This is a genomic window from Gracilimonas qinghaiensis, from assembly GCF_046602855.1.
In the GTDB taxonomy this organism is placed as follows: domain Bacteria; phylum Bacteroidota; class Rhodothermia; order Balneolales; family Balneolaceae; genus Gracilimonas.
Genome location: NZ_JBKINJ010000002.1, coordinates 203506 through 218551 on the forward strand (window position 1 = coordinate 203506; position 15046 = coordinate 218551).

Annotated in this window: 13 protein-coding genes and 1 pseudogene; 10 read left to right on the forward strand and 4 right to left on the reverse strand. The window is 39.1% G+C overall.

Translation table 11 applies throughout. The features are described from left to right. Positions 1–44 precede the first annotated feature (44 nt). On the reverse strand, positions 45–2960 hold the full coding sequence (locus ACKGJO_RS10845; RefSeq protein WP_411323461.1) for a SusC/RagA family TonB-linked outer membrane protein: 2916 nt from the start codon (positions 2958–2960) through the stop codon (positions 45–47). A gap of 358 nt (positions 2961–3318) precedes the next feature. Between ACKGJO_RS10845 and ACKGJO_RS10850 the strand changes: the two genes are divergently transcribed. From ACKGJO_RS10850 to ACKGJO_RS10875, 6 genes are all read left to right on the forward strand, one after another. Continuing rightward, on the forward strand, positions 3319–4908 hold the full coding sequence (locus ACKGJO_RS10850) for an ATP-binding protein (RefSeq protein ID WP_411323462.1): 1590 nt from the start codon (positions 3319–3321) through the stop codon (positions 4906–4908). Between the two features lie 14 nt (positions 4909–4922). Beyond that, positions 4923–6293, forward strand: coding sequence for a sigma-54-dependent transcriptional regulator (locus ACKGJO_RS10855; RefSeq protein WP_411323463.1), 1371 nt, complete (start codon positions 4923–4925; stop codon positions 6291–6293). Between the two features lie 248 nt (positions 6294–6541). Next, a complete protein-coding gene (locus tag ACKGJO_RS10860; protein ID WP_411323464.1) occupies positions 6542–6925 on the forward strand; it encodes a GAF domain-containing protein in 384 nt (127 codons plus the stop codon). Further along, positions 6888–8066, forward strand: a complete 1179-nt coding sequence (locus ACKGJO_RS10865; protein WP_411323465.1) for a PAS domain-containing sensor histidine kinase — start codon at positions 6888–6890, stop codon at positions 8064–8066. The genes ACKGJO_RS10860 and ACKGJO_RS10865 overlap by 38 nt, the downstream gene beginning before the upstream one ends. A 394-nt stretch (positions 8067–8460) precedes the next feature. Next, positions 8461–8727 (forward strand): hypothetical protein, encoded by a 267-nt coding sequence (locus ACKGJO_RS10870; protein ID WP_411323466.1) that lies wholly within the window; start codon positions 8461–8463, stop codon positions 8725–8727. 294 nt (positions 8728–9021) lie between these two features. Beyond that, positions 9022–9390 (forward strand): DUF2267 domain-containing protein, encoded by a 369-nt coding sequence (locus ACKGJO_RS10875; protein WP_411323467.1) that lies wholly within the window; start codon positions 9022–9024, stop codon positions 9388–9390. A 58-nt stretch (positions 9391–9448) separates the two neighbouring features. On the opposite strand, the gene ACKGJO_RS10880 is transcribed toward ACKGJO_RS10875, so the two are convergent. Further along, positions 9449–10279, reverse strand: a complete 831-nt coding sequence (locus ACKGJO_RS10880) for an alpha/beta fold hydrolase (RefSeq protein WP_411323468.1) — start codon at positions 10277–10279, stop codon at positions 9449–9451. Positions 10280–10481: 202 nt separating this feature from the next. On the opposite strand from ACKGJO_RS10880, the gene ACKGJO_RS10885 reads away from it, so the two are divergent. The 3 genes from ACKGJO_RS10885 (at position 10482) to ACKGJO_RS10895 (ending at position 13127) form a co-directional block, all read left to right on the forward strand. Then, positions 10482–10667, forward strand: coding sequence for a hypothetical protein (locus tag ACKGJO_RS10885; protein ID WP_411323469.1), 186 nt, complete (start codon positions 10482–10484; stop codon positions 10665–10667). A 258-nt stretch (positions 10668–10925) separates the two neighbouring features. Then, positions 10926–11432, forward strand: a complete 507-nt coding sequence (locus tag ACKGJO_RS10890) for a cupin domain-containing protein (RefSeq protein WP_411323470.1) — start codon at positions 10926–10928, stop codon at positions 11430–11432. A gap of 423 nt (positions 11433–11855) precedes the next feature. Further along, entirely contained in the window at positions 11856–13127 is a 1272-nt protein-coding gene (locus tag ACKGJO_RS10895; RefSeq protein WP_411323471.1) for an ATP-grasp domain-containing protein, read from the forward strand. 85 nt (positions 13128–13212) lie between these two features. Here the strand turns inward: ACKGJO_RS10895 and ACKGJO_RS10900 are convergent. Beyond that, positions 13213–13341, reverse strand: a pseudogene (locus ACKGJO_RS10900) (transposase); the annotation flags it as partial. A gap of 349 nt (positions 13342–13690) precedes the next feature. Between ACKGJO_RS10900 and ACKGJO_RS10905 the strand changes: the two are divergent. Then, positions 13691–14398: an RluA family pseudouridine synthase gene (locus ACKGJO_RS10905; RefSeq protein WP_411323472.1), complete on the forward strand. Its 708-nt coding sequence runs from the start codon at positions 13691–13693 to the stop codon at positions 14396–14398. Between the two features lie 97 nt (positions 14399–14495). On the opposite strand, the gene ACKGJO_RS10910 is transcribed toward ACKGJO_RS10905, so the two are convergent. After that, positions 14496–14777 carry a hypothetical protein gene (locus ACKGJO_RS10910; RefSeq protein WP_411323473.1) on the reverse strand — a complete coding sequence of 94 codons (282 nt, stop codon included), beginning with the start codon at positions 14775–14777 and terminating at the stop codon, positions 14496–14498. Positions 14778–15046: the final 269 nt, after the last annotated feature.

Consider the following 15046-nt stretch of genomic DNA (forward strand, 5'->3'; position numbering starts at 1 on the left):
CATTGGCTCTTTTGAATGTTTAATTTTCTTTTCAATTTTCATGATTAAAATGAAAAGTTTAGGGTTGCCAAGAATGACCTATAAGTAGGCATCGCGTAATAATCTCTTCTTGCCAAAAGATTACGGTAATCATCTAATTCAGGATCGGTTCCAGAATAGTCTGTGATAGTTAAGAGGTTACGGGCAGCTAAACGAATTGTAGCATTTTTAACCCCACCAACCATCCAGGTTTCAGGAAGATTATATGACACTGAAACATGTCTTAATTTGAAAAAGTCAGTTGACTCAATCCAGTGATCATATCTTGGTGAGACGCTTCCTGAGTTAAGCGCACATTTTGCTCTTTGGCTTGCAGTAAGGGTATTAACATCTTGGTTTTGCAAGTCATAACACGGCGGCCACACACCTCTTCTTACATTTTGATAGGCAGTAGCATTAACCATGTATCCACCATACTTGAATTCACCCAGTGCATCAATTACTACACCATCCAGTAATCTTAATGTGGTACCTAACGTAAATGATTTGTTAGGATAGGAAGGACCATAGTATTGATCTTCTGCATATTCTGGATCAGCAATCTCATCAGGATTCGTAATTTTCGCTCCAAATACAGAGGGTACAGGATAGCCTTCCTTGATTTCCGTTCTTGCAAAATATGCAACGGTAATTGATTCAGTATTTCCCAAATCAACAGCCTCATTTTTCTCCTTAGAGAATCCCGCATTGATATCCCAAGCAAGGTTTGAGTTGTTAACTACATTCAGGTTTAATTCCATTTCAACACCTGAGTTTTTGATTTCTCCAATGTTTTGAACCTGTGAGGAAATAAATCCTTGTGATGCAACAGCCGGTACGGGAATTAAAGCATCAGAAGTAGTTTGATTGTAATAAGTAAAATCAGTTGAAACCCTTCCGTCTAAGAAACTGGCCATGAATCCCGTTTCAAATTCAGTACTAGTCTCGGGACCTAAGTCAGGATTACCAATTTGATTTGGCGTAAACCCGGGTTGTCCATTTTCTCCGGCAATAGGTCGCCATGTTCTAACAGCATCAAAAGCTCCTGGAGCCTGTCCGGATTGACCTACAGCTGCCCTTAGTCGTAATGTATTCCACCAATCAGTTGGCCAGAAATCATAATCTGAAACGACATAAGACAAACTTACTTTAGGGTAAACTTGTAAGCCATAATCATCACCAAAGGCCGAGTGACCATCCACTCTAACACCCCCTGTTAAAAATAGTTGGTCATTTAGGTCAAACGCAGCTTGGGTAAATACACCACCAGTAGCAACAGTAATTCTAGTATCGCCGCTTATATTTGTCCTTGCTCCTGAAATAAGAGTCGGTTCCTGTGGTCCGGAAAAGCCTTCTGAAAATAGATCTGTAGTTTCAGTTTTTTCATTAAATAGTTGTCCACCCCAATTCAGTTTAAGTCCCACACTTTGACTTAATTGTTTATCCAGAGTACCAAGATATTCAAGAGATAGTACAGACTTATTCCAATCGGTTATACTTTGTTGTCCTTGTGGTGTTCTGGAATATCCAAAGTATTGGGTGGATTCCAGCTCAGAAGTATTGTAATCATAGCCAACAGTTAACCTATTACTCAGTCCCTCGCCTTTTGTTGACTCAAGTACCAAACTATTGATATAATGTTCTCTGAAGCTGTTATTATCACTTTCTAAAATTTCACCATTATTAACACATATCACACTTGGGTCATCACAACCTGAAGCTCCTGAAAAGTTTCCTCCAGGTCCACGTGTAACATTAAGTACAAAACCATCACCGTTGTTACCCGAAGGTATCCAATCGGTATTATTTCGATTATAAAAAGAATTGTATGTGATGGTAACGTCTTCCAGTGGAGTGAACCTGAAGTTTCCTCTAAAACCCACTCCTTGAGTTCCACCACCACCATTTATTACACCTTCTTCATCTTCAAACTGACCTGAGATATAGTAAGTGAAATTTTCAACACCACTTGAAACGTTCAGACCATATCTTTGAACCATACCATTCTGTAACCAAGAACCACTACTAGGACAACTTGCATCCTCAAATCGGGTCCCATCATAAGTCTGTAAATTTTCGCCTCTACATTCACCTACAAACAAACCTGCCGGATTATCATCTTCAGGACCAAAGTGCCCCATGTTGTTAATTCCAGTAGTCACTGAAGCATTCCAATCTGTTTTTCCTGATTGGCCTTGCCTTGTGGTAATTCTAATTACCCCTCCTGAGGCTTCTGTACCATATAACGTTGTGGCTGCAGCACCCTTCACTATATCAATACTAACTATATCATTGGGGTTAATATCATTAAGTGGAGATGCTGATTGACGTGAAGCCTGATGTGTTGGCGTGTCGTCACTACTTATTCGAATTCCATCCACATAAATGATTGGATTATTATTTTGAGATATACTGTTGTTACCCCTCAAGCGAATTGTTCCACCTGCACCGGGATTACCTGAATTTGCTAATACTGTAACGCCAGGCACACTACCAGTTAAAATATCTTGAGCATTATTCACTGAAGCAGATTCAAAATCACTAGAGTTTAAACGAGATAGACTTGTCCCAATTTCTCTTGCTCTTGTTTCGCCTGTAGCTGTAATCACTATATCATCCAGGCCAATAGCTTCTCTTCTAAGCTCAAAATTAATCTCAACTCTTTCATCTGAGCCAACTGTTACTTCTTGAATAACATTTCGATAACCAATAAAGCGTGCAATAAGATTATACGTGCCAGCCTCTAAACCTGTAATTTCGTACTCTCCATTTGTATCAACTGAGGCTCCTTTTGTCGTACCCTCAATAAAAACGTTTGCACCAACCAGTGGCTCACCATCACGAGCATCTATTACAGATCCGTGTATTGTGGCATTTTGGAGGTCATCTTCAAATTCGTTAGCCGTTAAATCCGCCGAAAAAAGACCAAGAAAAACAAACATGACAACACATGTTGTCCTTAATTTTGGTGTACTGAAATCTGATAACATTTTCAATATCCGTGGTTTCATATTATATGGTATTAAGTTTTGGTTTACACAATTATATGACCTGAGAAGTAAGTGATAATCTACGTTTGACAAATACTGTGCCAAGACACAAAGAGTCCGTTTAAAGGCATTTACATAGCAACCAATTAAAATGCACTGTGTCATTACATCTCATTTTGTAATGATTTATTACAGTATACTTTGGTTCTTGTATACAAATAGCTTTATATACTCTATTAAAATATATATCTACTTTTTGGCATCATTTCTGCAGATTTATTATTGGTTGTAGAATTTAATCACAGGTTATATGTCTCTTTCTTTTAACAAAAACCCCAGATTATTGCTGGTTGGCGCTTTCGTGATATTATTCATGATTGTTTTGAGCTTTTATTTATACCAAGGTGTGTTAAGATCTGCTGATGATATCATCGAAGACAATAAAAATATCACTCAAACTGCGGTTAGAAAATTAACTCAACAGACCACTAGCGATATTGAGCCTGTATGGAATACTTATTTAGCAGGAATAAATAAGATTACGAAACAGGAGGAGCGTATCGTTGATTCTCTTTTATCTGTTTCTGTACAGCAAATACTTTCCAATTTTCACAGATTAGAAGGAGGATTTTACTTCTACGAGTTAGATGAATTTATTGGCTACAGCTTTCCAACCATTGAAGATCCAAAGCCGGCTTTTGGCCCTCCTCCGCGATCTTATAACATAATAAGAGAGCAGGCAAGAAAAACAATTCAGGAAGACTCACTAATCACGCAATTACACCAGTTTGACCCCGCAATTTTTCCGCTGTCAACTCAACCTATTTATATAAATGGAGAATTAGTAGCTGCCGCATGGGCACGTACGCACATAGAACGCAAGTTATCTACCTCCCAAAGCATTCAGAGTGGTACATTTTTTCTTACGGTAGGGGCAATCCTGTTGGGCTTATTTATCACTGTTTTAATTGTATGGACGCTCCGAACCCGTATTAAAGATATCAAAGAGGGTTTATCAAAAATGAAATACGATTCCGATTATCGATTAAAAGAATACAGAGGAGCATTTGGAGTAATAAGTAAGGCAATTAATGAGATGACTGATACCCAGCAAAAAGAACAAGAAAGAGCAAAAGCACTTCAAGCTGAACTTTATCAAAAAGATAAAATGGCAACCCTTGGCAATCTAATTGCTGGTACAGCCCATGAAATAAACACTCCTATTTCAATTATTAAAACTAGGGTACAGATATGGGAGAGGGCGCTCAGAAAATCCAAAGATGATAACAAAAATAGTTCAATTATAACTTCCCAATCACTTAACATAATTCATAATGAGGTTGATCGAGTTTCTTCTCTAATAAAGAGGCTTCTATTCTTTTCTAAACCTTTAAAGAATCAAAAGACCTATATCAACATGCATGAGTTGTTATCACGCAACATAGAACGGTTATCTGAGGCCTTTCCTAAATACAATCTACAAATACACACAGATTTTGACACCAAGATTCCAAAAATATTTGTCGATGAAGAGGCTATTGATCATGTAGTCATAAATATTTTAAAAAATTCAATAGAGGCCTCACCTAAAGACTGCAAAATTATTATAACCACTAAATTATTAAAAGACAGGAATAAAATTGAAATCATTGTTAGGGATTTCGGAGTGGGTATTAGTAATGATATAAAACCCAGAATATTTGAACCGTTCTTTTCAAAAAAAGAACATGGAACTGGTTTAGGGCTTTCGATTTGTAATGAAATAGTAAATGCTCATGACGGACGCATTGAATTCATTAATCCAATTACAGAAGAAATTAATCAATCTTCTTGGGATCAAGCTAACACTATCGACATTTCACTCGGTGCAATAACAAAAATTACGCTGCCAATTAATTGAATTATAACTCGGACATGAAATCAGACTTAATATTAATTGCAGACGACGAACCCTCCATGAGATTGAATCTCGTTGAGTTACTCGAAACTGAAGGTTACTCAGTTATACTTGCATCGAATGGTGAAGAGGCTATTGAAAAAACCAGACAACATAGCCCTATGGTAGTTTTAATGGATATTAAAATGCCGCAAATGACTGGTATACAAGCTCTAAAATCCCTAAAGCAAATCGATAATAGAATACCTGTAATAGTATTTACAGCCTATGGAACTAACGAAAAACCAATTGAAGCCATTAAAGCAGGTGCTTTTGATTATTTGGACAAACCTTTTGATATAGATGAGTTTCTTAAAGTCATTGATTCGGCAATAAACCAGCATAAAAAAGTATTAAGATTAGAAAAAAATTCTAACGACGATGATAATAGCAGACTGGTTTCGGTAGAACAACATATAGTTGGTACCAGTAAAAAAATGCGCGATGTACTCAAATTAGTCGGTAAAATTGCTTCTAAAGATACTACCGTATTAATAGAAGGTGAGAGTGGATCAGGAAAAGAGGTCATTGCTGATGCAATCCACAGGCATTCGCATAAGGCAAACGGTCCGTTTATTAAAGTTAATTGCGGGGCACTTCCCGAATCGCTCCTTGAAAGTGAATTATTTGGTCATGAAGCGGGCGCTTTTACAGATGCAAATAAGCAAAGACGAGGTAGATTCGAATTAGCTGATGGGGGAACCATTTTTCTTGATGAGGTCAACACACTTGCTCCATCTACACAGGTCAAATTACTTAGAGTACTTCAGCATTTCACTTTTGAAAGAGTTGGCAGTGAAAAAACAATTAAAACGGATGCCAGAATTATTGCTGCAACCAATAAAGACCTCAAAAAAGAAGTCAAGAATGGTAACTTTCGGGAGGATCTTTATTATAGGCTGAACGTTTTCAATATATCTATCCCCCCGCTAAGAGAACGTATTCAAGACATTGATCCTTTAACAAAATATTTTCTCAGGAAGTATGCTCCAAATACCAACCTACTAATTTCCCCTGAGGCTCTAACATATTTAAAGTCATATCATTGGCCTGGAAATGTTCGTGAGCTCGAAAATATAATAGAGCGTGCAACAATTTTAATGAATGGAAAAGTACTCGAGAAGAAAGACCTCTCTATCTCTTTAAAGTCAGATTTATCCAACATTTATGACTCATTCACCGATGAGGGCAGTATACCAATGCAAAAAATTCTAGAGTCGGTGGAAAAAGATTTGATACAGAAAGGCTTACAACGAACAAATTGGAATAAAACCAAAGCCGCAAATTTATTGGGTATAAACAGAAGGTTGTTATATTCTAAAATAGATCAATATGACCTTAAAGAATAATAAAATCATAAAGTAGATTGCACATTGTCAAATGGATAAGAGGGAATTTTGCTACAAACGCCTCATGTAATGAGGTAACCACTGCATTTGCTTAAAATCAGTTTAACAACAATCGTAAGAGCAAATATCTAAGCCAGTCATAAAGAAATCCAAATGCGAATTTACTCTACTAGTTTTCCCGGGGTTATTGCCTTACCATTTTTTTTAAAAAGATAGCAAAGATTTTTAATACATAATGAAGTCATTAAATGGACATTTTTGAAAAGAAAAGATTAAAAGCTCTACAAAATTATAATATTCTTGATACAGAAGCTGAGAAAGCATTTGATAACCTCACCAAACTGGCGGCTCAGGTTTGCGGGACTTCTGTTGGTCAAATAAATTTTATAACTAATAACAGGCAATGGGCCAAGGCTACTACAGGCTGGGGGGCTACGGAATTGCCTCGAGAAGTCGGATTCTGTACACATGCTATACAAAATGCAGATCAATCCATGGTTGTTGAGGATACCCTTCTGGATGAACGATTTGTTGACAATCCTTTGGTTACAGGTGAGCCTCCCCTTCGATTTTATGCCGGTATCCCAATAAAAAGTGAAGATAATTATCCGTTGGGTGCCTTGTGTGTATGATTCTGACCCTAAAACCCTTACCGATCAGCAATTGGAATCACTTCAAATTTTAGCAAATGAAGTAGAAACTCATTTACGACTTCGGGTCAATCAAGACCAGCTAAAAGAACAGTTGCTTCAGGAAAATAAATTCAATCAAAAGGTTATCAATTCTCTTCCGGTCAACTTTTTTATGTACAATAAGAAGGGAGAGCTCATCCGCTGGAATGATAATATTAAAAGAACTACCGGTTATTCAGATAAGGAAATAAAGCAAATGCAACCCGAAGATTATTTTGAAAATGAAGACCGGGAAACGGTTGTAAATAATATTGAACACGTTTTTGAAGGGGGAGAAGCAATGTTTGAAGCAAACGTTATAGTTAAAGATGGGCCTCCCGCCCCTTTCATATTCAGCATATCCAGTTTTGAAATGGATAACGAGACATACATGATCGGAACCGGGCAAGATATATCGGAGCAGAAAGAGACGCAGTATAAATTGGCTCGCTCTTCAAAGGAAAAAGACGTTTTACTTGCAGAAATACATCACCGTGTAAAAAATAATTTGGCCGTTATATCAGGCATCATGCAGCTTGAGACGCTTCAGGACGGAGTTACAGACAGTGAAAAAGCGTTAATGAATACAATACTGCGCATCCGTACAATGGCTCGGGTTCACGAGGTCATGTACGAAAAAGAAGATCTAACCCATGTTGCTTTAGAGGAAGTGATCAATACCATCGTTGAAAATATTAAAACTACATACAGACGTACAGACAATATTACCTTATCCAGTAAGGTCAAAGACATTATTTTGAATGTTAATCAGGCCATTCCGTTAGGGCTGATAATCAATGAATTGCTTAAAAATGCCTGGAAGCATGCCTACCCAGACGGCGTGAAAGGGATAATAGACTTGGAACTGAATGAGTATGACGGGGATGTTGTACTGCGAATTGCCGACAAAGGGCAAGGATTGTCCGAAGATATTGGGCCTAATTTAAAAGGCTCTATAGGTCTTACATTTGTTGAAAATTTTGCTTCCCAGTTGAATGCTGAGCTTGATATTAATCGAGAATCAGGCACGGAATATAACATCCGATTTAAGAAGAGGGACGTAAAGGGATCTAGTAGTGCACTAAACATTCAGTATAACTAGGGACACTCAATCCAGCCAAAATTTTGCCGTTGTAACAGTGAGTATATCTTCAGGCAGTTGAAACAAGTTGTAACAATTAAAAAGAGACCAGGGATGTCGATGTTAAAGGAGATGAATGACCTCATATTACTAATAACTTAATGTCGGGGAAAGTAAGAATACTCTGGCATCATCAGATTAACTTCTGTTTTGGCGGCGTTGAGCAGGTATTGGTTTTCTAAACGGCACACTACATGGACAATATTGCATACAGTCGGTAAGAATGGACAGATTAGATACGCTAAGATATTCCCCTGGCTGAGCCTTTAGTAGTGCGGCGCAAATGCTAATATTTGCCATACTTTATATCAAGATCATTTTGTTATGTTAAGCAATCAAAATTTAAACCCGTTTAATGATGTCTGAAGAAGATCAGAAAAGTGAAATATCGATTACTCAAGTGATGGGTGGAATGAAAGAGACTCAAGAGACAGGTGAGTACCCTGATTATTATAATGTCAGATCAAGAAAATATAAGAAAACGTGGAGGGTCAATAGTCTTCCTGCTGAATTAAAGTATAAGGGTGAGGTTGTCTATACTATAAACCGTGATGAAATGGTGTTTGATGAAAAGGGAAAGCACAGGCAGGATATACTCGTAGGAATAGAAATGAGAGATTAAGAATGGATTAGCCTTAGTTACTCACTTATACTAACTGAGTTATGATCTTATTCTAGATACACGGTAATTACCCTTTTAACTGGTCCAGTTTTTGGGGAAGCCGACACAATGAGTATCTACTTTTAACTAAATCGGCGTAAATATTATGATCTAAATATATGCAATATGGAGTTTGATTCCGAAGTTATGCAAAATGGCGATCACTGAAATCACATCATTTTCAGCTTGAATTCTCATGGGCCATATTCTGTTATAATTCTTGAACTCAGATCAAGATCAAAAATAAATTCAGATATGGAGACTAAAGAAATTGCTCAATTGCTGGTAGAGAGAACAGAAATTAAAAGTGAGGAACGCGCAAAAGAGATCATCATAGCTTTCCTGAAAACACTTGGGGAGAGGGTCTCAAAGACAGAACAGGAAAATTTCGCAGATCAGCTTCCCACCGACTTAGCCGATCTGGTATTGGCAGATACCTCTACCGAACGATATACTTTGGATGCATTCTACAAGCGATTTGGGTCGCGATGCGATCTAAAAGTTGACGACTCCATAAAGTATACTCAGGAGTGCGGACAAATTGCAAAGGAATTTATTTCGGTAGGTAAGATCGCAGATATTCTCAAAGAACTTCCCAACGAGTATGAAGAGATCTTCGCTTGATCAAAGAAAACAACACCGGCTAGTTTTGCTACATACCTGATGTTTTACATCCATCAAATCATTGCTTTGTCAGAAATGTGAGTGCGAGTTCCCACCAATCGGCTTCGGAATCATAATTCATGGTATTATGACCGCTGTTAGGTTGGGAATATATCTTTTTTGGGCCCTGATAAGATTCAAATAATTCTTTTGTGAGACGCGGAGGTACAATGCGATCTTGTTCTCCATATAGGAATGCGACAGGCCCGGTGTAGCCTTCCAACATTTCAATATTCTCATAATTTTCCCTTAGCAAAAGTCTTATAGGCAGATACCAGTAATGCTCCCGGACCATATCAGCCATAGATGTAAAGGCGCTTACAAGAAGCATTCCATCTACCTTTTCCGGATACTTTTGCGACAGATAACAAGCCACTCCATTTCCAATCGATTCTCCAAAGACAAATATATTCTGATGGTCCAAGTCCACTAAATCACTAAAAGCCCTGGCCCCTGATTCTTTAATATTTTGTTCTGATGGGCTTCCGGGCCTAGAACCGTATCCCGGATATTCAAACAGGTAGAGTTGCCACGGGCTTCCTGTTTCCTGAGACAGTAAGCCATCAGCTATGTAATCGCGATGCAGTGCGTACCCTGCATTACCATGGAATACGAGCACGGCATTGGTTTCAGCATTCGGTTTAGGAGCAGGGGATTTCCAGCCCATCAGCTCTCCCTCAGAATTTCGCCATGGTTCTAAATTTTTAGACTGGGCGGATTTGATCAGTTTTTCTTCGCTATCCCGGGCCGGAAAATAAATTAGCTGTCGTTGAAAGAGACTTACTATAAGCACGATTACAACATAGGCTAACAATATATATCCTAAAATTTTAAGTGCGGTCCACATCATGCAAAAGAAAGATTGTCTAAAGGGTAATTTAAAAAGACTGGCGTCTTCATTGCTTATATGTTTAAACAAAGGCATCCATTCCCGTTAAACGCCCAATCGGTGTTCAGCGGGTTTAAACTCCGTTTCAATTAATATACTGGAATGATATCCACCGGCATCAAATTTAAGTGAATGAACCAAAGACAACAAAAATAATTAGTATATGGATCTCGAGATAGAAGCCCGTACAGTATTAGGTACCGGCGGCAGCAAAGGTATCAGATATGGAATTGCAGAAGCATTGGCCCAAGAGGTCATTTGTGCAGGGAATGAGGAAGAGCTTGAAGAAGCGGCCGCTCAACAGCGCAACCATGGTTCCAGTGTAATGGGGTGGTTGCTGATCTTATGAAATCCGGCGACATTTATAAGCTTGTAAAGGAGGCTGGGCAAAGGTACAAGACATCAGCAAAGAACAAGTAATTGCTGACTTCTTATCAAACCATTGTCCGCACATCGAGCTCAATCGACCCAGTACAATTAAAGAGGCTGGAGCGGTAGCCGCTTTCCTCGCGTCCCGAAAACCATCTTTTGTCAGCGGATCGAGCTACCGTATTAATGATGGGTTCGTAGCAGCAGTGTAACCTGAATTTTAGAAATGAGATGACTTATGAAAGAATGCAGTACCTATTTATTTGAAGATGACGGCTCTATTCCCAATAATCCCAATTTACCATTATTGGTTTATCTTGATGCTCTAGACCCGGGCCAGAGGGGAGCTGAAACTTGCAAACACTTGCTCGAAGACAATGGATGGCGAAATGCATGGGTTAACGGCATATATTCATACCATCACTATCACAGCACAACGCATGAGGTTTTGGCGGTTATCAGTGGATCGGCGAAGGTCAAAATGGGCGGCGATAAGGGAGAAGAAATCTCGATATCTGAGGGCGATGTCATTGTGATTCCCGCCGGTGTAGGACATTGCCGGCTTAGCAGTTCCGATGACTTTCAAGTGGTTGGCGCTTATCCCGGGGGACGAAGTTATGATCTGTGTACAGGCAAGAAGAGTGAACGCCCGCAGGTCTTGGAAAATATCAAAAATGTACCGCTCCCGGAACAGGATCCTGTCACAGGCGAGAAGGAACCTCTGTACAAATACTGGGAGAACTAAGCTATTGATGTAAGGATGAAGATCGCCGGGTATCATTTATTCTCAGTGCCGGCAACCCGGAATTCCGGGACTCCAAAATACTTGCAGGATATTCTCTCCCAAATGAATTTCATCCTGCTTTTATTAATTCGTTATGTACAGGGTAATGAATAATCCGCCTGTGGGTTTGTAAGACAGAAATTGATTGATAGTTCAAAAAAAGATACTCATATTATAATATAGTCTAAGTGTATATTAAGCTTTTGACATTGAGATAGAGGAATACATTAGTATGTAAGAGAGAACCTTTAAACTCTGTCCGGCGGTAGAAATAACCAATGTGAATGATCGTGAATCTGTCTGCAGGTGGGTTTAACTGCTTTTGGCTATGATAAAAACTCTTCTCATCTAGAGAAGAAATAAGTAAAAAGAGAGAATGAGAATATGAAAAATATTCAAGTCATGTTACCTACACTTCGTGACAGAGAGGGGTTAAAGTCCATTGATAATGATTACCAGATCCATTGGATGGAGGACAAAGATTTTAACTATCCTTATCCAGGCGCCGCATTTGACTTAGTAAAATATACAGAACAGTGTTCTCTGTATATAGAGGAAAATCATATTGACGGAATTGTCTATACCCACGATCTAGCTAATCTCGTGGCCGGTGTCCTCTGCGATCGTCACGATATTCCAGGCCCGTCTCTTGAATCCATGTTTTTAACCAATCATAAATATTATTCCCGCCGCAAAGAGCCTTCCTCTATCTGTTCGGATTACATTGATTTAGATACGGGAGAATGGGGCGAGCTTGAACCTTTCTATCCCTGCTACATCAAACCGCCCACATTAACAATGACTCTACATCAGTATAGAGTTGATTCTCAGGAGGAGATGGACAGCATAGTTAAAAAATTAAGAGTGGAGCTACCGCCCCTGCTGCAGCTTTATACCAGGTTTTTTGAAAGGTATGTTGACTTGGACAAGTATCCTTTGGCCACTAAAAATATCATGGTGGTAGAAGAATTAGTTGAGGATGCTGAGCAACACTGTATTGAAGGATGGTTCGACAGCCTGGGCAATCCCCATTTCTGGGCGGAATCTGATGAAATTTATTATCCGGGAGACAGAAATTCCATTGATGTTTATGCAACACCTTCTTTACTGCCGCCGGATGTTCTGGATAATATTAAAGAGTATGCCCTGCAGCGGGTTAAAAATCACAAGATCAATCGGGGATTTTGGAATGTGGAGATATGGCGCAAGGGTGACTGGATCACTGCGACAGAAGTTAATGGCCGCTCTGCTTCAGTGTGGGAAGATCTTTACAAGGGAACCTATAACATCTCTTTGTATAAGGCTATGGCCTATTTATCGTGTGGAGAAGATGAAAACTGCCTACAGGAATCATTTAAAAAAAATGACGGATCCAGGGTCGGCGGACAATTTCACGTCGTTACCTATGGAGAAGGTAAATCGGAGGAACTATTAAACCTGAGCCACGAAATAGAAGCCGCAGATATAGAGATTATGACTCCGGCAGGCTCAGAAATTGCTCAATCCAGAACCAGCGGAACATGGCTGGCCCGATTCAATTTATTTGGTGATTCATTCGCCGAGATCTATCAAAGAGCAGAAAAAATCAGGGAAAAGCTCCTGTTGCAGCCGGAAAAATCGCCCAACACCAACCATATAAAACAACCCCCTTCCTAACGGCCCTTGAAATAAGCGATAAAGGAATCAGGACTGAAGTCGGGCAAAAAAACACATCCGCTTCCGCAGGCAATTGTTTTTAATTCGATTTCCAGTTATAGAAGGTGGCCAGACTAATTCCGTGTTCGCGAGCCAAGTCGGCTACTTTGCGTCCCTGCTCATGCTGGGAAAGAATAGAGATGATTTGAGATTCGATAAATCGAGATTTTTTCATAGCTCAATGCATTATGCGTGATTTCCGAATTGGGGTATTGTTCCTCGAAGATTTTATGTATCTCTTTTTAGTAGTTCTTCCAATTTATAGTTTTTTGCAATATAACGACCCAGCGTTTATACGGCGCGGGGATTATGATTTCTTAGAAGTAGCGAAATTAATTCCTTACAAACAAGATTCCATCGCACCTCGCCTGCGTCCGATTCAAAACGCTTGGTGTGAATGCATTCGGTTCGGAGTTTGATAATATTTCTACAAAATATACCCCATCCTGAACCGGCAATTTGTTTAATATTAAATATTCAAAGGCTAGAGCTTTTTTCCATTACAAAATTTGCTACCCTTGATCATGAAAAAAAAGCGAAAAAAATTTAAAGGGTCTCCAAAAAGGTATCATCCCAATGGCATTACAATTTTGTATGAAGACTATGACATCATCGTCATCGAAAAAATACATGGCTTGTTAACGGTCCCTAATGACAAAGAGAGGGATAATACCGTTGAATATTTGCTTGGCAACTATGTCCGAAAAGGAAATCCTAAATCCAGAAAAAGAGTCTTTATTGTACATCGGTTAGACAAAGACACCTCAGGAATTTTAATCCTTGCTAAAAGCGAGCAGTCGAGAAAATACCTTCAGAATAATTGGAAGAAAGCGACCAAAATTTATTACACGGTTATAAATGGTCAACTTAGAAATAAGGAGGGGATACTAAGCTCCTACCTTGCTCAGAATTCGATTTACCGAGTATATTCCGTGGGAGAAGATTCAGAAGACGGTAAACTTTCGAAAACAGAATACAAGGTCCTAAAGGAATCAGATGATTACAGTTTGATAGAGGTTAACCTTTTAACCGGTCGTAAAAACCAGATTCGTGTCCATTTTGCAGAAACCGGGCACCCTGTTGTGGGCGATAAAATGTATGGGAGAAAAGAAAAGGGGATTAAGCGACTTTGTCTTCATGCCGCTAAACTTTCAATAAATCACCCGGTTACCAAAGAACGAATGACTTTCGAAACCAATATTCCTGAATATTTCACTTCTTTGATTAGTTAAGGAGTGATGACTTTAAGAACAATAACGACCCCGCGTTTAAACTGCGCGGCGATTACAATGAAGGTAGTTATTATGAAAGAATTTGTGTTTTAATGGCCTAGAGTGGCTCACTCCAACTGAAAACTTTACCACCCATAAAAGTTATAGAACCTCCATTCGTGTACCTCCAAATTGATATTGATCCATCTTCGATATGCTGTGGTGGCCCCAGCAATTCCTTAACTTTTTCTTGCGACATGCCTTCCCGTAGCTGCCAACATATGCTCTCCAGCAGGCGCTTTTTGATCTCCTGAATCCTGTAAGCTGTTTGCCGGTCATTGCGGTAGTTGAACAAAAGGCTGAGCAGGTTATTATCTATCTGCAAAGCTCCTTTCTTCAATAGATTGATATTCTCATGTAGAGTTAGAAGACTAAGACCGGGGACCCGCCATTGTACTGTGCAACAGTCATAGCACCACCCTATCTCCGGTCTGACTTTATACGTTAACCCGTCCAGGACATACCAGGTATGTGGGGCCTGTCTTTGTGGTGTAGCTGAGAATGAACACTTTGAGCACTCTATTAAGTAATCAGGTAAAGACATAGGAGCTATGATTTAATTACTAGATCCCCTCTAAGAATGGGTTTTATTTAATGTAAGGAGATAGA